Annotated in this window: 25 protein-coding genes and 1 pseudogene; 17 read left to right on the top strand and 9 right to left on the bottom strand. The window is 69.1% G+C overall.

From position 1 onward, the window contains the following. Window positions 1–19 precede the first annotated feature (19 nt). The 3 genes from DFR69_RS23645 to DFR69_RS23655 are packed head-to-tail and all read right to left on the bottom strand — an operon-like array spanning window position 20 to window position 3,445. Complete coding sequence (locus tag DFR69_RS23645; RefSeq protein ID WP_244198419.1) at window positions 20–1,369, bottom strand: type III PLP-dependent enzyme domain-containing protein; 1,350 nt, start codon at window positions 1,367–1,369, stop codon at window positions 20–22. Continuing rightward, a complete protein-coding gene (locus DFR69_RS23650) occupies window positions 1,360–2,370 on the bottom strand; it encodes an ornithine cyclodeaminase family protein (protein ID WP_186817388.1) in 1,011 nt (336 codons plus the stop codon). Before DFR69_RS23650 ends, DFR69_RS23645 begins: the two co-directional genes overlap by 10 nt. Next, window positions 2,342–3,445, bottom strand: coding sequence for a TauD/TfdA family dioxygenase (locus tag DFR69_RS23655; protein ID WP_110039800.1), 1,104 nt, complete (start codon window positions 3,443–3,445; stop codon window positions 2,342–2,344). The genes DFR69_RS23650 and DFR69_RS23655 overlap by 29 nt, the downstream gene beginning before the upstream one ends. Before the next feature lie 327 nt (window positions 3,446–3,772). On the opposite strand from DFR69_RS23655, the gene DFR69_RS23660 reads away from it, so the two are divergent. The 8 genes from DFR69_RS23660 to DFR69_RS23700 all read left to right on the top strand — a co-directional run bounded on the left by DFR69_RS23660 (window position 3,773) and on the right by DFR69_RS23700 (window position 13,532). Further along, complete coding sequence (locus DFR69_RS23660; protein ID WP_110039801.1) at window positions 3,773–5,284, top strand: ABC transporter substrate-binding protein; 1,512 nt, start codon at window positions 3,773–3,775, stop codon at window positions 5,282–5,284. Continuing rightward, window positions 5,281–6,219 carry an ABC transporter permease gene (locus DFR69_RS23665; RefSeq protein WP_110039802.1) on the top strand — a complete coding sequence of 313 codons (939 nt, stop codon included), beginning with the start codon at window positions 5,281–5,283 and terminating at the stop codon, window positions 6,217–6,219. Before DFR69_RS23660 ends, DFR69_RS23665 begins: the two co-directional genes overlap by 4 nt. After that, window positions 6,219–9,182 (top strand): ABC transporter ATP-binding protein/permease, encoded by a 2,964-nt coding sequence (locus tag DFR69_RS35375; RefSeq protein WP_244198420.1) that lies wholly within the window; start codon window positions 6,219–6,221, stop codon window positions 9,180–9,182. Before DFR69_RS23665 ends, DFR69_RS35375 begins: the two co-directional genes overlap by 1 nt. Window positions 9,183–9,234: 52 nt before the next feature. Then, a complete protein-coding gene (locus tag DFR69_RS23680; protein WP_373867045.1) occupies window positions 9,235–9,963 on the top strand; it encodes a lytic transglycosylase domain-containing protein in 729 nt (242 codons plus the stop codon). 115 nt (window positions 9,964–10,078) lie between these two features. Continuing rightward, window positions 10,079–11,365 carry a phosphopyruvate hydratase gene (eno, locus tag DFR69_RS23685; protein ID WP_019049143.1) on the top strand — a complete coding sequence of 429 codons (1,287 nt, stop codon included), beginning with the start codon at window positions 10,079–10,081 and terminating at the stop codon, window positions 11,363–11,365. 40 nt (window positions 11,366–11,405) lie between these two features. Then, window positions 11,406–11,990, top strand: a complete 585-nt coding sequence (locus DFR69_RS35600) for an FtsB family cell division protein (RefSeq protein ID WP_110039804.1) — start codon at window positions 11,406–11,408, stop codon at window positions 11,988–11,990. Further along, a complete protein-coding gene (locus DFR69_RS23695) occupies window positions 11,987–12,508 on the top strand; it encodes a DUF501 domain-containing protein (RefSeq protein ID WP_110039805.1) in 522 nt (173 codons plus the stop codon). Before DFR69_RS35600 ends, DFR69_RS23695 begins: the two co-directional genes overlap by 4 nt. Window positions 12,509–12,575: 67 nt before the next feature. Further along, window positions 12,576–13,532, top strand: coding sequence for a Ppx/GppA phosphatase family protein (locus DFR69_RS23700; RefSeq protein ID WP_110039864.1), 957 nt, complete (start codon window positions 12,576–12,578; stop codon window positions 13,530–13,532). A 7-nt stretch (window positions 13,533–13,539) separates the two neighbouring features. On the opposite strand, the gene DFR69_RS23705 is transcribed toward DFR69_RS23700, so the two are convergent. The 4 genes from DFR69_RS23705 to DFR69_RS23720 form a co-directional block, all read right to left on the bottom strand. Beyond that, window positions 13,540–13,962, bottom strand: a complete 423-nt coding sequence (locus DFR69_RS23705; protein WP_244198421.1) for a type II toxin-antitoxin system VapC family toxin — start codon at window positions 13,960–13,962, stop codon at window positions 13,540–13,542. Beyond that, on the bottom strand, window positions 13,959–14,174 hold the full coding sequence (locus DFR69_RS23710; protein WP_110039806.1) for a type II toxin-antitoxin system CcdA family antitoxin: 216 nt from the start codon (window positions 14,172–14,174) through the stop codon (window positions 13,959–13,961). Before DFR69_RS23710 ends, DFR69_RS23705 begins: the two co-directional genes overlap by 4 nt. A gap of 49 nt (window positions 14,175–14,223) precedes the next feature. Then, window positions 14,224–14,874 carry a DUF8020 domain-containing protein gene (locus DFR69_RS23715; protein WP_110039807.1) on the bottom strand — a complete coding sequence of 217 codons (651 nt, stop codon included), beginning with the start codon at window positions 14,872–14,874 and terminating at the stop codon, window positions 14,224–14,226. 128 nt (window positions 14,875–15,002) lie between these two features. Continuing rightward, complete coding sequence (locus tag DFR69_RS23720; protein WP_167456379.1) at window positions 15,003–16,052, bottom strand: TfoX/Sxy family DNA transformation protein; 1,050 nt, start codon at window positions 16,050–16,052, stop codon at window positions 15,003–15,005. 118 nt (window positions 16,053–16,170) lie between these two features. On the opposite strand from DFR69_RS23720, the gene DFR69_RS23725 reads away from it, so the two are divergent. Further along, complete coding sequence (locus DFR69_RS23725) at window positions 16,171–16,437, top strand: YdeI/OmpD-associated family protein (RefSeq protein WP_110039866.1); 267 nt, start codon at window positions 16,171–16,173, stop codon at window positions 16,435–16,437. A gap of 77 nt (window positions 16,438–16,514) precedes the next feature. After that, the gene (locus DFR69_RS23730) at window positions 16,515–17,741 is read left to right on the top strand and encodes an acyl-CoA dehydrogenase family protein (RefSeq protein WP_110039809.1); all 1,227 of its coding nucleotides are present in this window, start codon (window positions 16,515–16,517) and stop codon (window positions 17,739–17,741) included. Window positions 17,742–17,780: 39 nt separating this feature from the next. On the opposite strand, the gene DFR69_RS23735 is transcribed toward DFR69_RS23730, so the two are convergent. Next, complete coding sequence (locus DFR69_RS23735; RefSeq protein WP_110039867.1) at window positions 17,781–18,329, bottom strand: carboxymuconolactone decarboxylase family protein; 549 nt, start codon at window positions 18,327–18,329, stop codon at window positions 17,781–17,783. Between the two features lie 262 nt (window positions 18,330–18,591). On the opposite strand from DFR69_RS23735, the gene DFR69_RS23740 reads away from it, so the two are divergent. Beyond that, entirely contained in the window at window positions 18,592–19,062 is a 471-nt protein-coding gene (locus DFR69_RS23740) for a hypothetical protein (RefSeq protein WP_110039810.1), read from the top strand. A 934-nt stretch (window positions 19,063–19,996) separates the two neighbouring features. Here DFR69_RS23740 and DFR69_RS23745 read toward each other — a convergent pair. Further along, entirely contained in the window at window positions 19,997–20,395 is a 399-nt protein-coding gene (locus DFR69_RS23745; protein ID WP_110039811.1) for a helix-turn-helix domain-containing protein, read from the bottom strand. Window positions 20,396–20,558: 163 nt separating this feature from the next. Here DFR69_RS23745 and DFR69_RS23750 point away from each other — a divergent pair, with 163 nt between their 5' ends. The 6 genes and pseudogenes from DFR69_RS23750 to DFR69_RS23775 all read left to right on the top strand — a co-directional run bounded on the left by DFR69_RS23750 (window position 20,559) and on the right by DFR69_RS23775 (window position 26,714). Then, window positions 20,559–21,923, top strand: coding sequence for a hemolysin family protein (locus DFR69_RS23750; RefSeq protein WP_110039812.1), 1,365 nt, complete (start codon window positions 20,559–20,561; stop codon window positions 21,921–21,923). Continuing rightward, window positions 21,916–22,950, top strand: a complete 1,035-nt coding sequence (locus DFR69_RS23755; RefSeq protein WP_110039813.1) for a CNNM domain-containing protein — start codon at window positions 21,916–21,918, stop codon at window positions 22,948–22,950. Before DFR69_RS23750 ends, DFR69_RS23755 begins: the two co-directional genes overlap by 8 nt. A 423-nt stretch (window positions 22,951–23,373) precedes the next feature. Further along, window positions 23,374–23,949 carry a TerD family protein gene (locus DFR69_RS23760; protein WP_110039868.1) on the top strand — a complete coding sequence of 192 codons (576 nt, stop codon included), beginning with the start codon at window positions 23,374–23,376 and terminating at the stop codon, window positions 23,947–23,949. 10 nt (window positions 23,950–23,959) lie between these two features. Next, window positions 23,960–24,697: pseudogene (locus DFR69_RS23765) on the top strand (PP2C family protein-serine/threonine phosphatase); the annotation flags it as partial. Window positions 24,698–24,848: 151 nt separating this feature from the next. Next, window positions 24,849–25,319 carry an RDD family protein gene (locus tag DFR69_RS23770; protein ID WP_167456380.1) on the top strand — a complete coding sequence of 157 codons (471 nt, stop codon included), beginning with the start codon at window positions 24,849–24,851 and terminating at the stop codon, window positions 25,317–25,319. A gap of 99 nt (window positions 25,320–25,418) precedes the next feature. Continuing rightward, entirely contained in the window at window positions 25,419–26,714 is a 1,296-nt protein-coding gene (locus tag DFR69_RS23775) for a TerD family protein (protein WP_110039815.1), read from the top strand. Window positions 26,715–26,825 lie beyond the last annotated feature (111 nt).

Below are 26,825 nucleotides of genomic sequence, written 5' to 3' on the forward strand. Positions count from 1 at the left end.
GGGTGTTCCTCCAGGGGGTTCAGCGGGCGGTGGCGTCGAGGGTCCAGCGCAGCCGGTCGCCGCGCTCGTGGAGCACGACCTTGGGCGGCAGCGGGAGTTCGTGGAACGGTGATTCGTTGGAGTCCATCTGGTACCCGGCGGTGTTCGGGTAGACGAGCAGGTCGCCGACGCGGGCGCGACGGGGCAGCGGGATCCGCCGCCTGCTCAACAGGTCGGATTCCAGACAAGTGGTGGCGCCGACGCAGGTAGGGGTCAGCTGCCCGGGCCGGTGTGGCCAGAGCACCGGATCGGGCAGGTATTCGCTGTCGAACCACTGTTCCGACAGGCTCAGGCTGGTGCCGTCGACGGTGAGGATGTCGTACGGTTCGCCGTGCGCGGTCCGGGTTTTCACGCCCTGCACCCGGAATACGGAACTGCCTGCCCGGTCCAGCAGCGCTCGGCCGGGCTCTGTCGCGAGCCGGATCGCGTTGGTCCGCAACAGAGCCGCGAGGTCGTTGTGTTCCAGGATGGCACTGAGCATGGCGGCGCCGGGTACCGGGAAATGGTAGGGGTAGTAGCCGTCACCCGGCGCATCGCCGTGGAACCACTTCTCGCTCAGGCTGTCCCGGAATCGAGCCCAGGACTCGGCGTCGAGGTAGTCGACACCGAAACCACCGCCGATGGAGATCATGTCGGCCGGGTGCCCGTCGGCCCGCGCCCGCAGGCAGTGCCCGACCAGGGCGACTGCGTGGTCCGCGCGGGCGACGGCGTCGTAGCCGGAGAGATGGAAACTGAAGCCCGACAGCGTGATCGGCGCGCGCACCGCCTGGACGGCCTGTTCCAGCTCGACCGGATCGAGCCCGAACCGGCTCGCCGAACCGACCGGCAGCGCCCGCAGCACGATGCGAGCGGGCAGGTCGAGGGCAGCGAGCCGGTCGAGTTCGTCGAGCGCGTCGATGGCGATCAGGGCGTCGTGCCTGGCCGCGAGCCACAGCAGTTCGTCGGACTTCGCGGGTCCGGTCACCATCAGATCCGCGCCGCGTACACCTTGCGCCAACGCGGCGATCAGCTCGCCGGTGCTGGCGACATCGATCCCCGCCCCGCTCTCCGCACAGGCCCGCGCCACGCACGCCGCCTTGTTCGCCTTCTTGCCGAAGTACACGAACCCGTCGACGCCCGCCGCGCGGAACGCCGCGTGAAAGGCATTGACATTCACCGCGACTCGCTCGGGAAACAGCACATGGAACGGCCCCCCGACGGCACCGGCGATGTCGTCGAGCAGCTGCGGATCATCGAGCAGCCGTTGTTCCAGCGCATCGGGTGCGGCGGGCATCGGCGGCGCGCAATGGGCCGGATCGGTGCCCGGATGCCGGACGACGCTCAGTCCCACAACGGCACCTCGACGCCACGCCCCTCGGCGATCGCCCTGGCCGCCAGCGCGTGCGCGACGGCGATGTCGGTGAGCACCAGGCCGCTGTTGTAGACGAAGATCTTCTCGTCGTCGGAACGCCTGGCTTGCGCGCCGCGGGTGAGGATCTGCGGCAGTTCCGCGTCGACCGAGCGCAGGGTCCCGTCCGGCCCGGCCATGTCGGTGCCGGTGAGCGCCATCTGCGCGGCACTCGTCGCGACCACCCGATCGGCGTCGACCAGCGTCGACGGCGCGAGCCCGTATCCGACCAGCACCGCCACCGAACCCGGTGCGAGATGGTGGGATTCGAGCGCGACCTCTGTGCCGGGCCCCGCGGTGGCCAGCACCACGTCGGCGGTGGCGGCCGCCGCGTACGGATCGTCGACCACCTCCAGTACGGCGTGCGGCACCGCGTCGGCGAGGTGGCTCTGCACCGCGGCGAGCCCCTCGGGATGCGTGCCGTACACCGCCAGCTTGCGTAACTGCGGATTCGCGGCAAGCAGGTGCGGTAACGCGTTGCGCCCCTGGGTGCCGGTGCCGATGAGCAGCGCGCTCTCGGCCCCGGGCCGCGCGGTCTCGCGCACCAGCAGTGCCGAGACCGCGGGCGTGCGCAGCGCGCCCACCCTGGCGCAGTCCATCATCGCGATGGGCGCGCCGGTGGTGTCGTCGTAGAGGGTGATGGTGGTGTAGTACCGCTTGGTGCTGCGGTCGTGGCCGGGATCGAACTTGTAGGAGGTCTTCATGGCCACCACCCGGCGCCGTCCGTCGCGGCCGAGCATCGCGTAGGACACCGAGGAGCCGCCGGGATCGGCGACGCTCAGCTTGCGCGGGTTGTCGGATTCGCCCGCCGCGAAGGCGAGATAGGCCTGTTCCACCGCCCGCACCACCTCCGCGGGCGTGATCGGCACATCGGCCAGGTCGCTGCGCGAGAGCACCCGCAGCGGGGTGCTCTTGTCACGGTTGTTCAACGGATCCTCGTTCATCTGCGCGTTCATCTGTCCTGCCCCGCTCTGCTGTCCGATCGGTGCTCGCCCGGAACGGCGCGACCACCCGTTGCCCGTACCCATTCTCGGACGACTCCAGCGCGCGCCGGCGACGTTCGGGCAACCGGATATTGACGCGCTTGAGCCAGCGATCGGTGCCGTCGTACCTGGCGCGGAACGGGACCCGGCCGTGCACGGCCACGTCGTTGTCCACCAGCAGCAGCTCGCCGGGCGCCAGCGCGGGCGCGTGGCACACCCGCGCGAACTCCTCGGTCAGCCGCGCGTAGGCGGCGCGGAAGGCGGGGTCGGCGTCGTCGAGCGGGGTGTAGGCGGGGTCGTAACGCAGTGTGGCGCGGTCGGTTTCGTCGAACCAGATCGTCGGCAGCGGTGGGGCGGGCTGGTCGAAGTCGGTGCCGTAGGACACGTCGGGCAGGATCGGCAGCGTCGGCACGGTCAGCGTCCGCAGGTCCGCTTCGGACAGGCGCACCTCCCGCACCGAGGACACGGTGGTGGCGACCCGGTCGGGATTGCGCACACACGCCAGCATCAGCAGATTCGCGCGCGCGGCGTGGAAGGCGTCCTCGGTGTGCGGGCTGAGCAGGGTGGAGCTGCTGGCGCCGGACTGTTCGTCCTCGTGGCCGACGGCGGGCACGATGTTGTTCACCAGCCGCCCGTTCTGCTGGCCCGCCCAGCCGAACGGCTCGCCGGCGCACCGGGCCAGCAGCAGCATCGCGATGTCGAGTTCGAGCGAACCGAGATGTCGCGGGTCGGCGGCGGTGACCGCCGCGGCCTGCCAGTCCTGCGGTGTCGGGCCGAATTCGGCGTCGTCGACGGGGAATCCGCGCACGACCGTAGCCCCGGCCGGTGTGGCAGGCGGGCGGACCGCGTGGCGGACGGCGACGGGGAGTTCGGCGGCGCGCTGCTCGATCTGGTCCAGCAGGGCTGGATCCTGCAGCGTGCCGGTATGAGGTCGGTCACCTAATCGGTGCCGGATGTCGGACGCGAGGGCGCGCACGGCCGCGGCGGCGGCGGGCGGTAGCTCGCGATGTTCGATGTCGTGCAGGTGAATCGTCATACGTTCGGAGAGAACGCTTTTCACCGGCCTTCCCTTCTGCGCATCGGTCGATCGCGGGTGAACTTCAGACTCGATGTGCGAAGGTAGTGCCTCGGTGATATTTAGGCAAGACTTACCTAACGTGTCCGCAGGTAGATAGCCGATTCATATAACACGAAGTTGTACCGGACGCGGATCGGTGCTCGTCAGTGGGGGTGGGCGAGCGGGCTGCGGTTGGGTGTCGGTCGGCAGGAACGTCACCACTCGGGCATGATTTTAGGCTAGCCTCGCCTGGTTTGCGGCGCCAGGAAGCGAGGCGCTCCGCGCGGGGTTCGAGGAGGCAACACGATGGGGTTCACACGCAGGCAGCTCCTGCAGTCCGGTCTCGGCGTCACCGCACTACTGCTGGTGGCAGCCTGCTCGCGGGACGAGGACGGCGCCGACGGTCCTGCCAAGTCGGGCGGCACCCTGCGCGTCGGCGCGCTCGGCACCGCCGCCCGCAGCGAGCGAGATCCGCACGCCAATCTCAGCAATGACAGCGACTTCCTGATCGCCTCGCTCGTCTACGACGCGCTCACCGTGCCCGGCGCCGACCCCACTGTCGCGCCGCGGCTTGCCTCGCGCTGGGAGGCCGACGCCGAGAACCGCCGCTGGACCTTCACCATCGCCGAGGGCGCCACCTTCCACAACGGCGCGCCGGTCACCGCCGAGGACGTGGTGTGGTCGATGCGGCGCCTGCGTCAGGTCGGCGGGGCGTCCAAGATGCCGGTGGCCGAGAACGACATCGTCGCCGACGGCCCCAACCGCGTGGTGTTCACCGTGCCCGCGCCCAATACCCAACTGCCCCTGCTGCTTCGGCTGATGACATTCACCGTGCCCCAGGGCACCACCGACTTCACCGCCGCGATCGGCACCGGTCCGTTCAAGCTCGAGTCCTACCAGGGCGGCAACGCCAGGCTGGTCCGCAACGAGCGGTGGCACGGCGCCCCGCCGCTGCTCGACGCGATCGAGGTGACCATGTTCGACAGCGCCACCGCGCTGGGCAACGCGGTGCTCGGCGGCCAAATCGACCTCGCCTCCAATGTGGGCGCGATCGCGGGCCGCACCGCCGCGGGTCGCGGTGACCTGCAGGTGGTCCGCCGTGCGAACGACACCATGCTCGGTGTGGCCATGCGGGCCGCGGACGGGCCGTTCGCCGACCCGCGCGTGCGCACCGCGCTGCGCCTCGGTGTCGACCGGGCCGCGCTGGTCAACCAGGTGCATTCCGGGTTCGGCACCACCGCCGCCGATGTCCTCGGCACCGCCGACCCGCTCTACGACACGGCGCTGCGCCGGGACCGTGATCTGGATCGCGCGCGAACCCTGTTGCGCGAGGCGGGTTTCGACACGAACCGCAGCTACCCGTTCGTCACCAAGGTCGAGGTGCCCGGCGAGGTGGAGTCGGCGAAGGTGATCGCCGCGCAGCTCGCCGAGATCGGCGTGCGTCTGGACGTGCAGACCGTCGAGTCCGCCGCGTTCTACGACCAGACCTGGCTCAACGCGCCGCTGTACACGGTGTCGTGGGGCACCAACGATTCGGTCCTGTTCCTCGCCGAGAAGCTGATGACCTCGGCGTCCAACCGCAACGAAACCGCCTTCCGCGACCCGGAATTCGACGCCGCGACGGCCAAGGCCATGGCGACCTCAGGTGACGACTACACCAAGGCGGTGCGCGAGCTCCAGCGCATCCAGTTCGAGCGCGGCGGCTACCTGGTGTGGGGCATGGCCGACGGCGTCGACATCGCCGCTGCGTCCGTGCGCGGGCTGCCGACCCTCGGCGGCTTCGCGCGCGTCCAGCTGGAACGTGCCTGGTTGGCGTGATCGCCGTGAAAGCGTTCGCCCTGCTCGTGCTCCGGCGCGTCGCGCTGCTGCTGACACTGCTGGCCCTCGTGTTCGTCGCGGTGGACCTGCTGCCGGGCAGCGCGGCCAGCTCGACGCTCGGTCGCGACGCGAACCGGGCCGAACTCGCCGCCAAGGAGCACGAGCTGGGCCTGGACCGGGCGCTGCCGGTGCAGTTCTGGCACTGGCTCTCCGGTGTGCTCACCGGCGATTTCGGCCAGACCTCGCGCGGGAACTCCGTCGGCGCGCTGCTGGCCGACAAGTTCCCGCAGACCCTGCTGCTCGGCGGCATCGCGCTGCTGCTGACGGTGCTCGTCTCACTGGCGCTCGGTTGCTGGTGGGCTCTGCGGCCCCACGCCTTCGGCGCCCGGCTGCTGCAACCAGCGAGCACGATCGCGGTCGCGGTGCCCGAATTCGTTTGCGGCACACTGCTGATTCTCGTGTTCTCGCTGGCGACCGGTCTGCTGCCCGCGGTGACCATCACGGACCGCTCCGGCTACCCCGCCAGTCCCGACATGCTGATCCTGCCCGTCCTTGCCTTGGCGATCCCGCAGATCGGCTGGAACGCCAGGGTGGTCCGCTCGGCCCTGCAAGACGTCGCCACCGCGCCACACGTGGAAAGCGCCGTCCTGGACGGCCTTCCGGCCCGCACCGTGCTGCTGCGCCACATGCTGCCCTTCGCCGCGCCCACCATCGTCGTCGGGTTCGCGACGACCGTCGGCATGATGTTCGGCGGCGCGTTGGTCGTCGAGACCCTGTTCAACTATCCGGGAGTGGGTGCGGTGCTGGCCGGTTCGGTGGCCGACCGCGACACCGCGACGGTCGCCGCCGTGGTGGCGCTGACGGCCATCGTCACGATGGTGTTGCTCGCGGTGGCCGATGTGGTCCGCCGCTGGGCTGCGGAGGGTGCGCGATGATGGGCCGGGGTCATGGTCGCGTCCGAGCCGACAGCTGGTGGCGCTGGTCGGTCGGGGCCGGGGTGGCGCTGGTCATCCTGCTCGCTGTGGTCGGGCCGCTGTTGGCTCCGTATTCCGCGGAGCGAGCCGTCGGCATGCCGTTCGCCGGGCCGGGTGGGGGAGCGGTGCTCGGGACCGATCGGCTCGGGCGCGACGTGCTGAGTCATCTGCTCACCGGCGGATTTCAGCTGCTCGTGGTCTCGGCGGTGATCGCCGTGGCGGTGACCGTGTTGTCGGCATTGCTCGGCGCGGTGGCGGCGGTGCGGCCACGCGCGGCGACGGTGATCGCGCTCGGTGGCGACCTGCTGATCCTGCTGCCCGCGGTCCTGGGCATCCTGCTCGTGCTCACCGCGTGGCCGCAGGGCGGGGTGTTCGCGCTGATCGCGGTGTCGCTGCTGTTCGGCGTGCCCTACTGCGCCAGAATCTTCGCCTCCGCGGCGGCCGGTATCGCCGCCACCGGCTATGTCGAGGCCGCGATCGCCAGCGGTGAATCGCTGACGCACCTGGTCTTCCGGGAGATCCTGCCCAACCTGCGGTCGATCTTCACCACCCAGCTCGGCCTGCGCTTCGTCGTCGCGGTCTACCTCGTGAGCACCGTCGCCTTCCTCGGCGTCTCGGCCCTCGACGACGACAACTGGGCGAACATGGTCCGCGACAATGCCTCCGGCCTGCTCCTCAACCCCTGGGCGACCCTCGCCCCCAGCGCCGCCATCGCCGTCGTCGCGGTCGGCGTGAATCTGGTGGTCACCGGCGGACCGGCGCGGACGTCGCCCGGCAGAGCGAACCTCCCGGCGCCCTCCGATGACGCGGTGTCCGGCCCCGATGCGAAGTCGTCCGCGGTGGGCGCGGGGCATGATCGCGGTGCGGAGTCGCCCGCGGTCGAAGCCGTGCCTGGTCGCGATGAGACGCCATCCGCTGTCGCCGCGGGGTCGGTGGTCGCCGCGAAGCCTCCCGCCGACGGTGCCGTGGCGGAGAAGACCGGGCGCCGAGCGGGAACCGATGGGCTCGATTCCGCTGAAAACGTTGCACCGAGCGCTCTTTCGAAGCGTCCGGGGGGCGACCCTCGTCCGGACGACGGGGCGGCTGTAGTCGTCGAGGACTTGACGGTGGTCGCCCATTCGGGTGCTGTTCTGCTGGCGCCCTTGTCCTTCCGGTTGAAGCCCGGCACCGTCACCGCGCTGACCGGCGCGTCGGGCGCGGGCAAGTCGACCGCCATGCGGGCCTTGCTCGGGCACGTTCCCCCCGGAGTGACGCGGACAGGGACGGTGCGGGTCGCCGGGCACGACGTGTTCGCGCTGGATCCGGTTGCGCTGCGGACCTTTCGGCGCACCACGATCGCCTATGTCGGCCAGGACCCCGGCTCGGAACTCAATCCGCTGCTGCGCGTGCGCACCCTCCTCGCCGAGGCCGCGCCCACCGCGTCCGACGCCGACCGCCTCGCCGCACTGGAGACCGTCGGGCTGGACGCCACCCACCTGCGCCGCCGCTGCGGACGCCTCTCCGGCGGTCAGCAGCGCCGCGTCGCCCTGGCCCGGGCTCTGCTGCGCCGCCCCGACGTCGTCGTCCTCGACGAACCACTGGCCGGCCTGCACGGCGCGCTGCGCACCGAGATCGCCCACCTCATCGCCGGCCTCGCCACCGACGGCTCCACCGCCGTCCTGCTTTCCGGCCACGATACGAAGACCATCCACGCCATCGCCGACACGGTGCTCGAGGTCCATCCACCCGGTGGCCTCCCGGACCGCGCCGAACGTCTCGCTACCGATGGGCGGCGCAGCACCCCCGCACAGAACGCGGCGGAATCGCCTCGGCGCGCTACCGATCCGATCGACAGCCCTCGGCCCGATGGCTCCGACGTCGACACAGAGTGCGGCGCAGCGGCTGAGGTCGGTGCGCCCGAGTCTGCGTGGGACGCTACGACGCCAGCTGTTCGAGCCGAGCGCGCGTCAGCCGGATCCAGCAGGGCGGATGCCGGGTCATCTGCCGAGCCGGTTCCAGGCAAATCCCCGTCGGTCGCCAGTACCCAAGCCGCTACGTCGTACGACATCGCCAAGCACGACGCGACCGGGCACGGCGTCGGTGGCGTACATACCAACGGCGAGGCGCCCGGGCCATCCAGCGCTGCCGTTCTGCCCGACGTCGAGGGCGAGACGCCCGGATCGTCCGGCACGGCCGATCCGCCCGAACGATCGATAGCCCTGCGTGCCAAGGCGATCCGCGCGAGCGCGAACGGCGAGGACCTCCTCCACGACATCGGTTTCACCGTCCGCACCGGCGAAGCTCTGGCCGTGGTCGGCCCGTCCGGGGCGGGCAAGACGACACTGGCCCGCGTGCTCGCCGGACTGCACCGCACCGCCACCGGCACACTCGAATTGCGCGGCACCCCGATCCGGGTCGGTCGCCGACGGCGAATCCGCGCGGGCGCCAACGGCATCCAGCTCGTCACCCAGAACCCGCTCGGCGCGCTGAACCCACGCCGCACCGTCGAGCAAACTCTGGCCCGTCCGCTGCGGCGCATCGCGGGGGTGCCGAAGGCCGAGCTGGGCGCGCGCGTCGAATCCCTGCTCACCGCGGTCGACCTGCCCGCCGACCTCGCGTCCAGGCACCCGGCCGAACTCTCCGGCGGCCAACGTCAGCGCGTCGCGCTGGCCAGGGCGCTCGCCGCCGATCCGGCCGTCTTGATCTGCGACGAGATCACCACGGCCCTCGACACCGCCACCGCCGCCGCGATCATGGCCCTGCTCGACGACCTGCGCGCCACCCGCGGCACCGCCGTCGTGCTCATCAGTCACGACATGGCGTTGGTCACCACGCACTGCACCGGACTGCTCGTGCTCGACCACGGCCGGATCGTCGAATCCGGCGCCCCCACAACCGTGCTGGCCACCCCTTCCCACCAGGCCACCGCCGACCTGCTCGGCTGACCCGCACTCTGAGAAGTCGCTGTGAGAGGTGCCTACGAGCCCGCGGATCTGGATGATTGATTACGTGTCTGTGAAGAAAGCCGGCGTCTTCGCCGCGGTGGCGGTGACCGCCTTGCTCGCGGGGTGCAGTTCGCTCGCGTCGATCCCCGGCGACATGCCACCCGGTCCCGGCGCCGCGCTGCCCGCGATCGACGTCGACGCGCCGGGGCGGGCGGCCGAGCAGTTGCGCGCGTGGGCCGACGAGCAGTCCGACGCGGTCGGCATCGAGCCTGTGGCGCTGGAGGCCTACGGGTACGCGGCGGCCGTGCTGGCGAAGTCCAGGCCCGAATGCGGGATCGCCTGGACCACCCTGGCGGGCATCGCGAGCGTGGAGAGCGGCCACGGCACTCATCGCGGCGCCGGCGTGGACGCCGACGGCACGGTGCGCCCCGCGATCATCGGCGTGGCTCTCGACGGCACCAAGGGCAACGCCACCATCGGCGACACCGACGGCGGCAGCCTCGACGGCGACACCACCTACGACCGGGCCGTCGGCCCGCTGCAGTTCATCCCCGAGACCTGGCGGCGCTGGGCGGTCGACGCCAACGGCGACGGCGTGCTCGACCCGCAGAACATCGATGACGCCTCGCTCACCGCCGCCAGGTATCTGTGCGTCCGCGGCGGCGACCTGACCTCGGCCGACGGCTGGCAGCGCGCCCTGTTCGCCTACAACCAGTCGAACAAGTACATGCGCGTCGTGCGCGACCGGGCCGCGACCTACAGCATCGGCCGCCGCGTGTAGTTACCGGCCGGCCGGAGTGCCGGTTACTCCACGTCACGCCGAGACGATAGGCTCGGCACCGCACGGACCATCCCGTGAGACCTACCGTGCCTTTCAGTCGTAAGGAGTCGTTTTCGTGGCCATCATCGAACAGGTCGGAGCGCGCGAGATTCTGGATTCGCGCGGCAATCCCACTGTCGAGGTCGAGATCGCCCTCGACGACGGCACCCTGACCAGGGCGGACGTTCCGTCCGGCGCCTCCACCGGCGAGCACGAGGCCGTCGAGCTGCGTGACGGCGGCGACCGCTACAACGGCAAGGGTGTCACCAAGGCCGTCGAGGGCGTCCTCGACGAGATCGCGCCCGCCATCATCGGTCTCGACGCCGTCGAGCAGCGCACCGTCGACCAGGTCCTGCTGGATCTGGACGGCACCCCCGACAAGTCCCGCCTCGGCGCGAACGCCCTGCTCGGCGTCTCGCTGGCCGTGGCGCGCGGCGCGGCCGAGTCCTCGGGCCTGGAGCTGTTCCGCTACCTGGGCGGCCCGAACGCCCACGTGCTGCCCGTGCCGATGATGAACATCCTCAACGGTGGCGCGCACGCCGACACCGGCGTCGACGTCCAGGAGTTCATGGTCGCCCCGATCGGCGCGCCCACCTTCCGCGAGGCGCTGCGCTGGGGCACCGAGGTGTACCACTCGCTCAAGGCCGTGCTCAAGGAGAAGGGCCTGTCCACCGGCCTGGGTGACGAGGGCGGCTTCGCCCCCGACGTCGCGGGCACCGTCGAGGCGCTCGACCTGATCAGCCTGGCCATCCAGCGCGCGGGCTACAAGCTCGGCACCGACGTCGCGCTCGCGCTCGACGTGGCCGCCACCGAGTTCTACACCGCCGGCGAGGGCTACAAGTTCGAGGGCAAGGTCCGCACCGCCGCCGAGATGGGCGAGTTCTACGCCGACCTGCTCACCCGCTACCCGCTGGTCTCCATCGAGGACCCGCTGTCGGAGGACGACTGGGACGGCTGGGTCGCGCTCACCGACTCGATCGGCGACAAGGTGCAGCTGGTCGGCGACGACCTGTTCGTCACCAACCCGGAGCGCCTGGAAGAGGGCATCGCCAAGGGCGCGGCCAACGCGCTGCTGGTGAAGGTCAACCAGATCGGCACCCTGACCGAGACCCTCGACGCCGTCGAGCTCGCGCACCGCAACGGCTACAAGACCATGATGTCGCACCGTTCGGGCGAGACCGAGGACACCACCATCGCCGACCTCGCGGTCGCCGTCGGTTCGGGTCAGATCAAGACCGGCGCCCCCGCGCGTTCCGAGCGGGTCGCCAAGTACAACCAGCTGCTGCGCATCGAGGACGCCCTCGGTGATTCGGCACGCTACGCCGGTGACGTGGCCTTCCCGCGTTTCACCGGCGAGTTCTGAGCAGTACCGCAGTACAGGTGAGATGACGGGGCGGTAGCGAATGACCGAGCGACGTGCGCGTGGGACCAGTCCGGCCGGACGAGGCGACCGCCGCACGTCGCGGGCCGCGCGCTCCCGCCCCAGTCATCTCGATTCACCCGGCCGCCCCGCCGCGGCCAAACGCACCACCAGGCGCCGCCCCGAGTCCACCTCGGGCGCCAAGCGCAAGCCCAGCAACAAGCTGACCCGCAGCGAGCACACCATCCTCGGTCTCTCGACCGGCAAGGCGGTGATCCTCGCCGCGGTGCTGTGCGGGCTGGCGCTCACGCTGGCCGTGCCGACCCGCACCTACTTCAGTCAGCGCGCCGAAGCGGCCGCGCTGGCCGAGCAGCGTGCGGAACTGGACGCCGATCTCGCCGCCCTGCGCGATCGCCGCGCCCAGCAGCAGGACCCGGCCTACATCCGCACCGAGGCCCGCGACCGGCTGCGGCTGGTGATGCCTGGCGAGACCCCCTACATCGTGCAGATTCCCGGCATCGAAGCCCCGGCGCCGCCGCCGATGAGCACCCGCGAAGCGGCGCCCGACCCCTGGTACACCGACCTGTGGCGCAGCATCTCCGAACCGGCCCCGGAAGGACCAAGGTGACAGCACCCGACGAGCGCGACCTCGAGATCATCGCCCAGCAGCTGGGCCGCGAGCCGCGCGGTGTGCTCGCCGTCGCCTACCGCACCCCGGACGGCCTGCCCGCCGTGGTGAAGACCGCGCCGCGGCTGCCCGACGGCACCCCGTTCCCCACCCTGTACTACCTGACCGATCCCCGGCTCACCGCCGAGGCGAGCAGGCAGGAGTCGGCCGGAGTGATGCGGGAGATGACCGAGCGCCTGGCCGCCGACCCCGAGCTGGCCGCCGCCTACCGCGCCGCGCACGAGAGCTACCTCGCCGAGCGCAACGAGATCGAGTCGCTCGGCACCGATTTCACCGGCGGCGGCATGCCCGACCGGGTGAAGTGCCTGCACGTGCTGATCGCGCACTCGCTGGCCAAGGGCCCCGGCGTGAACCCCTTCGGTGACGAGGCCGTGGCGCTGGCCGCCGACGCCGGACTGCGCGGCACCGCCATCCCCGCCGACTGGCCCGCGGCACGCGGGTCCGAAGAATCGGCATAATCGCGGACAACACGTGGCGCCGGTGCAGCACCAGTGCCGGGTGATCGGGCCGACCAGGAGGAACATCATGACCGAGCGCATCGCCGCGGTGGACTGTGGCACGAATTCGATCCGTCTGCTGATCTCCGAGGTGGGCGCCGACGGCACCCTCACCGACGTGCATCGGGAGATGCGCATCGTCCGGCTCGGTCAGGGTGTCGACGCGTCGGGCCGATTGGCGCCCGAGGCGATCGAGCGCACCAGGGTCGCACTGGCCGCCTACGTCGATGTGATGCTCGCGCAAGAGGTTTCGCGCGTGCGGATGGTCGCCACCTCGGCCACCCGCGACGCCGCCAACCGGGACGATTTCTTCGACATGACCCGCGCCGAACTCGGCCGGGTGGTGCCGGGCGCGGTCGCCGAGGTGATCACCGGTGACGAGGAGGCGCGGTTGTCCTTCGCCGGCGCGGTCGGCGAATTGTCCGCCGACGCCGGGCCTTTCGTCGTCGTCGACCTCGGCGGCGGCTCCACCGAACTGGTGGTCGGCGACAGCGCGGGCGTGCAGGCCGCGCACTCCGCCGACATCGGCTGCGTGCGGATCACCGAACGCTGCCTGCCCGGTAACCCGCCGACCGCCGACCAGGTCGCCGCCGCCCGCGAGTTCGCGCAGCAGAAGCTCGACGAGGCCTTCGCGAAGGTCCCGGTCGACAAGGTGCACACCTGGGTCGGCGTCGCGGGCACGATGACCACCATCACCGCGGTCGCCCTCGATCTCCCCGAATACGATTCCAGCCGAGTCCATCTCACCCGCCTGAGCCTGGCCGAAGTGCACGAGGTGTGCGACCGCCTGATCGCAATGGATCACGACCAGCGCGCCGCCCTCGGCCCGATGCATCCCGGCCGCGTCGACGTCATCGGCGGCGGCGCCGTGATCACCGAGGTCCTGGCCGACGAATTGGCCCAGCGCGCGGGCGTCACCGAACTCGTGGTCAGCGAACACGACATCCTCGACGGCATCGCCATGTCGATCCTGGGCGAAGCGTAGACAGTCGCTACCCGAGTGTCTCCGGCTCCGGCGCGGCGCAGAGGTCTTCGGCGCCGGGGTAGGCGCGCGCCAGCCGCCCGTCGGTGGTGATCAGCGGCATTCCATACTGCTCGGCGAGCTCGACATAGAGCGCGTCGGTGAGTCGGAGCGCCGCCCTGCGATCCCATGCGCCCATCGTCAGGTTCACGACGTGGTGGCGCGTCAGTGGCGCCCTGGACAGTCGGCCCAGCGCCGTCACCACCTCGTCGGAGGTGAGCAGGCCGCCTCGCTGCAGACGCCCGAGCGCGGAGAGCACTTCTACGTCGAAGTGCGTGGGGACGTGCAGGACCGTCGCGGAGATCCGCTGTACGACAGCATCGGTCCGGTCGTTGCGCACCAGCACATCCACCATCGCGCTGGCATCGAGCACGACCTGTTCGGCTTCGCTCACTGGTCGAACTCGTCACGGGCGGCGTCGAGCGCGGCGAGTACCCGATCGTGTGGGACTTCCGGTCGCTCGGCGATATCGGCAAGCCATGCCGAAGTGGCGTTCTTCTCGAGGGCAGCCACGATCGCGGCCTGGGTCAGCGCCGAGACGTTGACGCCCGCCGCTCGGGCACGTTCGGCCAGGTCATCGGGGACGTACACATTGAGCCTCGCCATGCCTCAACTATACACACCTGTGTGTGTATGGAGGCATGGCGAGGTTTGATCAGGGCAGGACCTGGGGGATGACGTCCGGGGCGACGGCGCCGACGGCCGCGCCGATCAGGGCCCCGACGAGTGCGTTGGGCAGGCCGATGAGGCCGACGCACGGCAGGTACAGGATCATCGTGGTGATCATCGGGACGCAGACCACCGCGGCGGCGATCAGGCCGACGCCCGCGCCGATCGCGGCGGCATTGTGCACCGGATCGGAGTTCTGCGCGGCCGGGTTGGTGGCGATGGTCTTCAGCTCGGCGGCGGCGGCCGGGGAGACCTGCGGGGTCGCCGTGACGGTGCGCCCGTCGGCGGAGATCTCGGTGGCCACGGTGATGGTGTTGCCGCCGACCGTGCCGAAGCTGGTCGGCACCTGGGCGATCGGGCTGCCGGTCGCTGATTCGACGGTCAGCGTGCCGTCTTCGGCGCGCACGAACCGCCCGTCGTCCACCGACGCGGTGACGGTGCGCAGGTCCGGCGTGACGGCGGTGCGGTAGCCGATGTTCTCGGCCTGCCCCGCCGAGGCCAGTCCCGCCGCGTAGCGCGCCTGCTGATCGGCGGTGACCTCGGCCGACGCCGTCCCGGCGAAGGCGACCGCGACGGCCAGGGGAAGTGCGGCGGCGAGCACGCGTCGTCCCGCACGGAAACTCGAGTTCTGGAACATGGTGGAGAAACTCCCTCACCGAACCCGCCCGAAGAATTCGCCTGCCCCGGGGGAATCCGAAATTTCGTGGTCGATGACGCAGATTATTCGGAGCGCACCGGGCGGCCGGATGGGCGGCGCCGGGCCGGTCAGCGGTGAATCGGACGAATCGGCGCGCGATATCGCCGGCGCGGACGGGATTTCGGTTCCGGCCCGGGGCCGAGTTCGGCCAGCAGGGCGCGCCGCCGCTCCGGGGCGATCGAACGCCGATCGCGATTGGTCAGCGCGCCCTCGAGTGCCCACAGCATCTCCGGCGTCAGGCCGGGCACCTCGGCCGCCCGCAGCCGCCGGTAGGTCTCGACGGCGCCGAGTTCGGCGAGGTCGTCCAGGGACCGCACGTCGGCACGGGCCAGCATGTCCGCGGCGGCCGCGCCGAGGACGTAACCGGCGCCGCGCCACTCCCGGATCCGCAGATGCGCCTCGCCCCTGACCTTTTCGGCTTCGTCCCATACCGCCACGCGCACCGAATCCGGGTCTGTCGGTGCGTCGGCGCGTCCGAGCACCTGGGCTCTGGCCTGCCGTGCGACGGAGGTCATCTGCCGGAATCGGCGGAACACCTGAATTTCCCCGTCGTGCCCGTAATTCCATTCGTCGAGATAGGTGTAGTCGGTGCCGTAGCCGTTGTACGAGGAATCGAGTCGGGCGGCATCGAGCGCCCAGCGGCGCGCGTCGTCGGGAGTGGCGGGACTGAGTACGAGAATTCCGCGCCGCCGCGAGATCTCACCGCGAACGCGCCGGTAGTCCGATTCCTCGGCCGTGAGTGCCTGCTCGAGGCCGAAGGTGTGCCACCGCACCGTCGACGAATCACCGCTCCGGGCAACCCGTTTCAGCTGCGCGGCCGAGTGCTCGTCGAACCGGGTGCACCAGCCGGGCGCGAGCACGATCGGATCGGCGGGGTCGGCGTCGAACGGCGTGGGAGTCAGGAATTCCCGATCGAGGAGCACCACGGTTCCCGGCTTGGCCTGGAACGACAGGCCCCAGAGCAGGCGTGCCAGCATTCGCGCGCCGCGGTCGTCGGAGAGCACGTGCCAGGTGTCGTGGAAACGATTCGTGCTGAAGCGCGCGTGCGTGCCCGGCCGCGGTGTGATCACCGTCCGCACGCCACGAACTCCCCGCACCGCGTGCCGGTGCAGTTTCATTCGGTCGCCGATATCCCGGGCATTTCCCGGCCGCTGTCTTTTCATCGCGTTCAGAAAGCCACAGCGTCGGACCCGACGGCAATCGATTTTTCGTCCGGATCGCCCTACCGTGGATTTCATGAAGAGCCAGCCAGTCCCCGGCGGCGTCGTCCACGAGCTGCCCCCCGACCTGTCCGAGGCGCTGCTCGCCAACCCCGCGGCACTGGCCGCCTGGAACGACATCACCCCGCTGGCCCGCAACGAGTTCATCTGCTGGGTCGAGGACGCCAAGCAGGCCGCGACCAGGGCTCGGCGCATCCGCCGCACCCAGGAGGAGCTGGAAGAAGGTCAGCGTCGCCCGTGCTGCTGGCCGGGCTGCGCGCACCGCGAACGCACCGGCCGCTGAGGGCCGGGCCCGCCGGATCAACTAGAACGTGTTCTATATTCGAGGCAAAGTTCCGGCGATCCCTCGGGAGTCCAGATATGTACCAGTGGTCCGACGAAGACCTGATGTTCCGCGACGCAGTGCGCGGGTTCATCGCCAAGGAAGTCACCCCGCACGTCGACCAGCTGGAAAGCGGCGCGCTGCCGCCCTTCGACATCATCCGCAAGCTCTACGCCACCTTCGGCCTGGACGAGATGGCGCGCGAGGGACTGGCCAAGGCGCTCGCCCGCGAGGAGTCGGGAACCACCGGTTCGGGCAAGTCGGGCGGCGGTTTCAGCGGCGCGGGCAGCATGGGCGTCATCCTGAACAGTGAGCTGGCCGGCGTCAGCCTGGGTCTGGTGGCGTCGATGGGTGTGAGCCTCGGCCTCACCGCAGCCACCATCCGCAGCCGCGGCACGCTCGCGCAGAAGAAGCGCTGGCTGCCCGAGCTGGTCACCATGGAGAAGGTCGGCGCCTGGGCCATCACCGAACCGGACTCGGGCTCCGACGCCTTCGGCGGCATGAAGTCCTACGTCCGCCGCGACGGCGAGGACTACATCCTCAACGGCCGCAAGACCTTCATCACCAACGGCCCGTACGCCGACGTCACCGTCGTCTACGCGAAGCTGGACGAGGAGGACGGCACCGACCGCCGCGACCGCAAGGTGCTGACCTTCGTGCTGGACAAGTGCATGCCCGGTTTCGTGCAGAGCGCCCCGTTCAAGAAGATGGGCATGAACTCCTCGCCCACCGGCGAACTGTTCTTCGAGAACGTCCGCATCACCCCCGACCGGCTGCTCGGCGAGACCGAGAACCCGGCCAAGGGCGACGGAAAAGACAGTGCCAAGGAATCTTTCGCGGCCGAACGCATCGGCATCGCCTCCCTCGCCCTCGGCATCATCAACGAGTGCCACCGCCTGTGCGTCGACTACGCCAAGTCGCGCAAACTGTGGGGCAAGGAGATCGCGCAGTTCCAGCTGATCCAGCTCAAGCTGGCCGAAATGGAGATCGCCCGCATCAACGTCCAGAACATGGTCTTCAACGCCATCGAGCGCACCGCCGCGGGCGACAAGGTGACCCTCGCCGAAGCCTCGGCCATGAAGCTCTACTCCTCCCGCGCCGCCACCGAGGTCGCGATGGAGGCCGTGCAGCTGTTCGGCGGCAACGGCTACATGGCCGAATACAAGGTCGAACAGCTCGCCCGCGACGCCAAGTCCCTGATGATCTACGCCGGCAGCAACGAAATCCAGGTCACCCACATCGCCAAGGGATTGATCAACGGATAGTTCTCGGCCGCTCCGGGGGCGTGCGCTCCCGGAGCACCGTCACGGCGCGCGCCGCGGTTCCGGCATCGCGCAGGTCAGCCCATCGGCCATCCCGGTCGGCCGCACACCCAGGCCCTGATTGAGCCGCGCCCGCTGGTTCTCCCACGCGATGGCCGCGGCCAATTCCATCAACTGCGCCTTGGACAGATGCGTGAGCAGTTCGGTGCGCAATTCCTCGAGCTCGACAGCGGGCGTCACCGTCATCGCCTCCGCGAACGCGAGCACCGCTTTCTCCAGCTCCGAATAGGCATCACTGGTCCGATACCGGCCCAGGTCGGTGATCTGCTCCCGCGTGAGCCCCGATGTGTGCGCCAGCGCCGACCCGATATCCAAACAGAACTGACACCCCACCAGCCCCGCCGTCTTCAACTCGGCCAGCTCTTTGAGCCGAGGATCCAGCTTGTTACTGAGCAACAGGGCCGTCTCATACATCACCGTCGCCGCCCCGATCTGCGGCCGCCGTCCCAGCCACCCGACCAGTTCCCCGCGATTCCGCCGCGCCCGCTTGATCGCCCCCGCATATCCCCGAACCCGCTCGACAACCCGCATCGCAGACACCTCTTCATGTCGCCGCTTCGCCTACCTACGAACCTACGCCCCAGGGTTCGGGCAGAGATAGAAGTGTCGACGTCTACTTTGCGGGCTCGACTATCACTGGATACGGTGACGCCGTGATTCTTTCGACCCAGAAGGGCGTTCTGCGCCTCAGCCGGTGATCGCCGGAAAGGGCCTGGCTCCCCGCGCGCGCCGTCGTGTGGGTGCGGTTCGGTCCACCTCTCGAGCGCGTTCGCATCGTCGGCGTTCGACTGCCGTGAGCGAGCTCGAGTTCGACTATCGGCCGGGACCGCCCGGACGTCCCGACGTCCACCAGATCATGCCGCGCATCGACACCATCCTGCTGACGGATCTCATCGACACCTACGAAACCTGCGCCCGGATGGAGCCCGCGGGTGACGCGTACGGCGGACTCGTTCCTCTGTTCTTCCGGTTCGAGTCGGCTATGGATCATTTCCGCGGGTTGTCTTTCCGCGGGCAGCAGAAGACCCAGGTGCTCGCGTGCAGTTGCGGGGAATGGGGCTGTTGGCCGCTGCTCACCCGCATCACCCTCACCGGCGACCTCGTCGTCTGGGACCGCTTCGAACAGCCCCATCGCCCCGCGCGTGACTACACGACATTCGGCCCGATCCTGTTCGACCGCAGCCAATACGACGTAGCCGTCGAGGCGCTCGACACCGCGCTCGACGGCACGACCCACGAGGACCCGTACGCGGCTACGAACTGAATGGGCCAGTCGACCAGGGCCAACAGCGCTGGTAGGGGCAGCCGTCAGCGCTGGTGAAGTGCCCCCACAGGGACTCGAACCCTGACTTGGCGGTTAGTGGTTCGGGGTCTCCCTGCGTTCACCGCTGATAACGGGGAGTCACTCTGCGCGTCCTACCAGTGGTTATGCCCGCTTGGCATAGTAATGGCGATCACTGTAGATCACGCACGATCACCCTGAAATTTTGGCGTATTTTTGGTCTGGATCAAGTTGACCAGGGTTCGCACTGGTTGTTCTTCGGGGAACAGCACGAAGCGACTGGCTTCTCATGCTGTGGCGGAACGGTGTATCCACGATGTGAATTGAGCAGACCTTCGCCATGCTGGATCCAGGCGGACATGAGGTGACTGATACACGAAACCACCTCGGCAGGGTCCTCTCGGATACTGCCGTCGAAGTGGCGGCGTTGTCCGTTTTCGGCGCGCAGGGCGGTGACGGGGCCACCGATTCGATCACCGCGCGACGCTTCGAGGGTGCGCTGTCGATGGGGCCGTTCGGGGACGAAGCAACTTGTGCTGCTCGCAGGCGTGGTCGCTGACCGGGCGGGACTGGCCGCACGGCGAACGCGGCGACCGCCGCGCGCCAATGTTCGGATCGTGGGCTGTTCGACCGTGCCGGTGCCCACCGGATGGGGTGGTGGGCAACCGACGCGGTCACCCGCGGCCCGGGGCTGCGGGTGCAGGGTGGAGAACCTGCATGCGACACGGTACACGTATGGCGAACGTACGTTCGTCGGTACTCTTCTCGCCGAGAGACGTACCTCGCGTGCAGCGGCGGCTGTCAAATAGGTTGCGTACGAACGTTTTTCAACGCCATCATCTGCGTCTCACGGGGAGGTGTCGGGCCGTCGGTGAGGGTGACGGTGGGCTGATGATTGCCGAGTGTCGGGATGTGGCTACAGGATCGGGATGTCGGGGGGAATCTGCAACGCGATGGCGACCAGGCCGTGGACGCGGCCCGCGATGACCGCGAGCAGTCCTTGGAGGGCTGTGGGCGCGACGTCGATCGCCGCCTGTAGTGTTCGCAGATCTGTTTGGAGGCGAGCCAGGCGGGCGGCGGTGTCGGCGTCGTCACCGGCGAAGGCCGTGGTGATCTCGTCGAGGGAAAGCCCTTGGGATTCCAGCTGTTTGACCAGCGTGATGCGGTCGACGTCGCTGGGATCGTAGAGGCGGTAGCCGCTTGCGGTGCGCTCGACCGGGCTCAGCAGTCCCTGGCTGGTGTAGTAGTCGACGGTGCGGGTGCTGACCTGGGCGCGGGAGGCCAGTTCGCCGATACGAATCGGATGTTCGGGCATCGGTGCTGTCCTTCCATCCGTGCTTTGGTATGTAACCGGTGCTCTGCACCCGAAACCTTACAGTGCCGCGTGCTACTGTGGCTCGCATGCCGGATGGTGAAGCTGACGACGAAGGTCCTTCTGAGTGGCCCCGTGCCGTGATGCGCGGTGACGGGGTGGCGGTGTGTTGACCGTCCTCAGCGTGGTCGCGGGCGTGGTGGTCGTCATGTTGATCACCGCGGTGACCGGGTATTTCGTGGCGCAGGAATTCGCCTATATGGCGGTGGACCGCTCGCGGCTGGCGGCGCAGGCCGAGGCCGGTGACGCCTCAGCGGGGCGGGCTCTGGCGGTCACCCGGCGCACGTCGTTCATGCTCTCGGGTGCCCAGTTGGGGATCACGGTCACCGGTCTGCTGGTCGGCTATGTGGCCGAGCCGCTGATCGGGCGGGGTCTGGGGGAGTTGTTCGGCGGGATCGGGGTACCGACGGCGGTCGGTGTCGGTGTCGGGACGGTGCTGGCGATCGGGTTCTCGACCATCGTGCAGATGCTGTTCGGTGAGTTGTTCCCGAAGAACCTCGCGATCGCCCGTCCTGAGCCGGTCGCGCGGTGGCTGGCTCGGTCGACCACGTGGTATCTGCGGGTGTTCGGTTGGCTGATCTGGCTTTTCGATCAGTCCTCGAATGTGTTGTTGCGTGCCTTGCGGATCGAACCGGTCCACGATGTCGAGCATTCGGCGACTCCCCGCGATCTCGAGCACATCGTCGCCGCGTCCCGCGATGCCGGTGAACTGCCGCGCGAGTTGTCGACGTTGCTGGATCGGATTCTGGACTTCCCGTCCGCGACCGCCGAGCACGCGATGATCCCGCGCTCGCAGGTGGATCTGGTCGATGCCGAGGAACCCGTCGCCGCGGTGCTGGCCCGGATGAGTACCGGACACACTCGCTATCCGGTGGTCGGTCGCTCGAGCGACGACCTGCTCGGCACGATCGAACTGCATGATCTGCTCGGCGCGACACCGACGGGGACCGCGAGCGATCATCTGCGGCACGCGGTGCTGGTTCCCGAGTCGCTGGCGTTGCCCGAGGTCGTCGCCCAGCTCGAGGAGGCAGGTCAGGAGATGGCGTTGGTCGTCGACGAATACGGCGGCTTCGCCGGCATCGTCACCGTCGAGGACATCGCCGAAGAACTCGTCGGTGAGATCGCTGACGAGCACGATTCCGGCACCAGTCCGCAGATCGTCGCCGACCGGGATGGTTGGCTCGTTCCGGGTGAGGCGCACATCGATGAGGTCGAGCGCGTGCTCGAGGTGGATCTGCCCGCGGGGGACTACGAGACCGTCGCAGGCTTGGTCATCCATGCCTTCGGTGGCCTGCCAGTCGTCGGTGATCGGGTCGAGATCGGGCTGCCGCGCAGCGGCGCGGACTTCCTCGCCGAGACCCTGAGTCCGGCCCGTGTCGTGGTGGCCGAGGTCAGGGCGGTGGGCAAGCATGTGCCGTCGTCGGTGTGGCTGAGCATTCACACCGAGCGTGACGGAGGCGAGGGTGAGTAATCCGTGGGTGGTCCTGGTGGCCACGATCGTGCTGATCGCGGCGAGTGCGTTCTTCGTCGCGGTCGAGTTCGCGTTGATCGCCGCGCGGCGGCACCGGCTCGAGGATGCCGCACCGCGCAGCCGTGCCGCGCGTGCGGCGTTGCGGAGCTCGGCGGAGCTGCCGGTGCTGCTGGCGGGGTCGCAGCTGGGTATCACGGTGTGCACGCTGGCGTTGGGTGCGATCACCAAACCCGCTGTGCACCACTGGATCACCCCGCTCATCGAACATTTCGGAGCACCGTTGTGGGCCGCCGATGTCGCCGGGTTCGTGCTGGCGTTGATCGTGGTGACGTTCCTGCACCTGGTGGTCGGTGAAATGGCGCCCAAGTCGTGGGCGATCGCGCATCCGGAGAAGTCGGCCACCATGCTGGCGCTACCTATGCGCGCGTTCATGGCGGTGACCCGGCCGCTGCTGACAGCGTTGAACCATGCCGCGAACTGGTGCCTGCGTAAGGTGGGCGTCACCCCGGTCGACGAGGTCGAGGCAGGTCAGGATCCGGCTGCGTTGCGGCACCTGGTCGAGCATTCGGCCACGGCGGGCACGCTCGATGAGCGTTATCGTGGAAACCTCACCAGCGCCTTGGAACTCGAGCAGCTCACCGTCGGCGACATCGTCGTCCCGAACCCCACGCCGAGCGCGGTCGCGCCGTCCGCCGATGTCGGCGAGATCCAGCGGGTGTCGCGGGAGACCGGGCACCTGCGGTTGCTGGTCCGCGACGGCCAGGACGTGCGGGGTGTGGTTCACGTGCGCGACAGTCTCGCAGCCGCGGCCGATGCGACGGCGACGGAGTTGATGCGCCCGGTGTTGCGATTCGATGCCGACACACCGGTCTACGAGGCACTGCGCGTCATGCGGGACAACCGTCGACACCTCACACTGGTCACCAGAACATCGGAGCCCGGAGCGGGGCTGGTTGGGCTGCTCACGATCACCGATGTCCTGCAGCGGCTGCTGCTGGCCGGTGCCGACACCGACGCCACCACCTGAGCCAGGCATGTCGAGGGGGAGACGATGGCCGATACCAGTAGCAACGAGGTCGGACCGGCGTGGGGACCGGGCGAGGTCGCTGCCAGATTGCGGGCGGCCGTGATCGCAGCGAGCCAGATGTCGGCGACGGCCACCCGGTTCACCGACCAAGCGGGTGTGCCGTCGAACCGGGACCTGATCGAACTGGTCGAGTTGCGACGCCGGGTGCTCACCCTGGCTGAGCAACTCGATCCCCACCCGCTCTCGGCGATCACCCGCACACCCGGCCCTGGAGTGGTGATCGAGCCCCCGACCCCTCCCGCGATCGTTCGCCAAGCTGTCCGGCAGCCGCAGGCGCAACCACCGGCGGCTACCGCAGACCTGATGGCCACCACACCGAGTTGGTGGCACAGGCAGTTTCACTCCACGAGGAAAGGAAAGACCATGGGTGTCAGTCTGGCCAAGGGCGGCAATGTGTCGCTGTCGAAGCAGGCGCCGAACCTGACCGCGGTCGCGGTCGGTCTCGGCTGGGACGTGCGCTCGACCACGGGCACCGACTTCGATCTCGACGCCAGTGCGTTGATCACCGGTCCGACTCAAAAGGTGCTCTCCGACGGGCATTTCGTGTTCTACAACAACCTGCGCTCGCCCGAGGGCAGCGTCGAGCACACCGGTGACAACCTGACGGGTGAGGGCGAGGGCGACGATGAGGTGATCAACGTCGACCTCGCGGCGACCCCGCCGACGATCACCAACATCTTCTTCCCCGTCTCCATCCACGACGCGCAGGCCCGCTCCCAGTCGTTCGGACAGGTCCGCAACGCCTACATCCGCGTCGTCGACCGCGCCACCGGTGCGGAGTTGGCCCGCTACGACCTCACCGAGGACGCGTCGAGCGAGACGGCGATGGTCTTCGGTGAGCTCTACCGCAGCGGGTCAGAGTGGAAGTTCCGCGCGATCGGGCAGGGCTATGCCTCCGGATTGGCCGGTATCGCCCGCGACTACGGCGTCAACATCTGATCGCCGGTCGATGACGAACGAAGATGTCGTGGTGGCGACCCGGTTGGTCGCCGCGCAGCGCACCCATCGTGGTCTGGTGCGATCGGCCAACGAGGACAGCGTCCACGTCGGCGCAAACGTCCTCGCCCTCGCCGACGGCATGGGCGGGCACGCGGCCGGCGAGATCGCCTCCGCGCTGATGATCGCGGCGTTGGCGCCGCTGGACCAGCCCAGCACAGGCGATCTGCTCGACAGGTTGGAACAGGCGGTGCTCGACGGTAATTCGGCGATCGCTGAGCACGCCCGCAACAGTACCGAGACCGCCGGCATGGGGACCACGCTGACCGCGTTGCTGTTCGACGGGGCCCGGTTCGGGCTGGTGCACGTCGGTGACTCGCGCGCCTACCGACTGCGAGAAGCCACGCTCAGCCAGCTCACTCGCGACGACACCTTCGTTCAATCGTTGGTCGATTTCGGCCAGATCACCGCGGAGCAGGCACGCACACACCCGCGGCGTTCGGTGATCATGCAGGCCTTGACCGGGCAACCGGTCACCTTGGCCCTTGCACTCGACCGAGCCGAGGTCGGTGACCGGTTCCTGCTGTGCTCGGACGGACTCTCCGACGTGGTCGGCGCCGATCAGATCGAGTCGGTGATGGCCGTCACACCCGATGTCGAGGGCTGCGCCGCCGCACTGGTCGAGCTGGCCTTGGCCGAGGGCGGCCCCGACAACATCACCGTCGTCGTCGCCGACCTCGTCGCCGCTGACCTCGCCGACGGAGTCTGAACGGAAACCCCACCGGCACTGCCGAACCCGGGTGAGGTCATCGGCGTGATCGTGCGGGATGGGTAAGAGAACGACCGCCTGCCCGGCGGTGTGACCCATTGTGTGTGGGTCGGTGTTACTGGGAGGAACAATCATGACAACACCTGGATACGATCCGTCGTTCGGCGCTGCCTCGGCAGTGGTGCCCGGCGGGCTCGGCAAGCGGGCCGCGGCGCGGTTCGTCGACTGGATCATCGCCGGAATCGTGGGAGCGGTGCTGTTCTGGCTGCTGAACAAGTCCGCGCACACTCCCGACTGGTTGTCGATCCTGCCCGGGGCGGGGTTCGGTTTCCTGTACTTCGTCGGCTTCGAAGTCGCAACAGGGTCCACGCCGGGTAAGAAGTTGCTCGGACTGCACGTCAACGGCTCCGGCGGAGCGGCCAAGCCGAGCCTGAAGGACTCGGCGCTGCGCAACTGCTACATGCTGCTCAACCTCATTCCCTGGATCGGCGGCGCGTTGTGGTTCGTGGCCGCACTCGCGATCGCGGTGACCGTCGGCACCAGCTCGACCAAACAGGGCTGGCACGACAAATTGGCCGAGGGTACCCAGGTCGTCGAGAACTGACCGATGGCGGGGCAGCTGAGGGTGCCCCGCCATCTCCTGTCAACCCCGAGCCGGATGGCGCGCCGCGCGATGCTCGACTCCTGAAGGAAAGGACAGCGTGTGTCTGTCACGCTCACCAAGGGACAGAACGGCCCACTGACCGTCGACGACGTCGTGGTCTCGGTGCGCCTGGCCGCCCCGGCCGATCTGTCGGCGCTGCTGGTCACCGATCAGGGCAAGGTCCGCACGGACGCGGACTTCGTCTTCTACAACCAACCCACCGGCCCCGGGGTGCGACTGCAGCCGACGAGCCCGGGCCACCCCGCGGCCGTGGCGGTCTCGCTGAGGCAGGTACCCGCCGACATCGCCGCGATCCGGGCGGTGATCACCCTGGAAGACTCCTCGGGGAGCTTCGGAACGATCGCGCCGCCAGTCGCCTCTATCACCGATGCCAGCGCAAACACGCTCTACGAGTACCGCATCGACGGGTTGAGCAGCGAGTCGGTCGTGATCGCGGTCGAGCTGTACCGCCGCCAAGGCAGCTGGAAGGTCCGCGCGGTCGGCCAGGGCTATGCGGGAGGATTCGCCGCGCTGGTCACCGACCACGGCGTCAGCGTCGAGGACCCCGCGCCCGCCGCGCCCCCACCCAGCCCACCGGTCTCGGCCCAGCCCGCCGCGCCGAGACCGGCTTACCCGCCGACGCCCGCGGTCACACCGTATCCGGTGCAGCAACCTCCACCGCCGACCTACCCGGCCACCCCGGCACCCGCACTGGGGCGAACACCGGCGGCGCAGCAGCCACCGCATCCCGGTGGTGAGGTCAGTTTGTCCAAGAATCACCCGGTCAGCCTGGCGAAGGGCCAGCGTGTCACGCTGCGCAAGGACGGCGGTGTCGCGCTGACCTTCATCCGGATGGGGTTGGGGTGGGATCCGATCACCAGGGGTGGGTTGTTCGGGCGCCGCGCGAGCGAGATCGACCTCGACGCCTCGGTGGCGATGTATGCCGGCACGGATCTGGTCGATGTCGCCTACTACGGACAGCTCACCTCGAAAGACGGCTCGATCCGTCATCAAGGCGACAACCTCACCGGCGAGGGAGAAGGCGACGACGAGGTGGTGCTGGTCGATCTCACCCGGGTACCGGCCCATGTCAGCACGCTGTTGTTCTTCGTGACCTCGTACAAGGGCCACACCTTCGAACAGGTCACCAACGCCTTCTGCCGGTTGATCGACGGCACCACCAACACTGAGCTCGCCCGCTACTCCCTGACCGGCGGTATGCCGTTCACCGCGATGGCGATGGCGAAGGTGTTCCGAGCAGGCGCCGACTGGAAGATGCAGGCACTCGGCGAAGGCTTCCACGCCACCCACCCGGGCGAAGCGATTCCCCAGCTCGCCCGATTCACCACCGGATGACCCTCGCGGACCCGCAGCGAATGTAGGCGGTGGCTGCCCGGCGCCCTGGTTGTGCTGCAGGTCCTCGGCATACTTGCTCGCGCGGCTCGCTGTGACGTGAATGTTGTTTTG

Origin of the sequence: Nocardia neocaledoniensis, from assembly GCF_003182135.1 — a bacterium.
Taxonomy (GTDB): Bacteria; Actinomycetota; Actinomycetes; order Mycobacteriales; family Mycobacteriaceae; genus Nocardia; species Nocardia neocaledoniensis.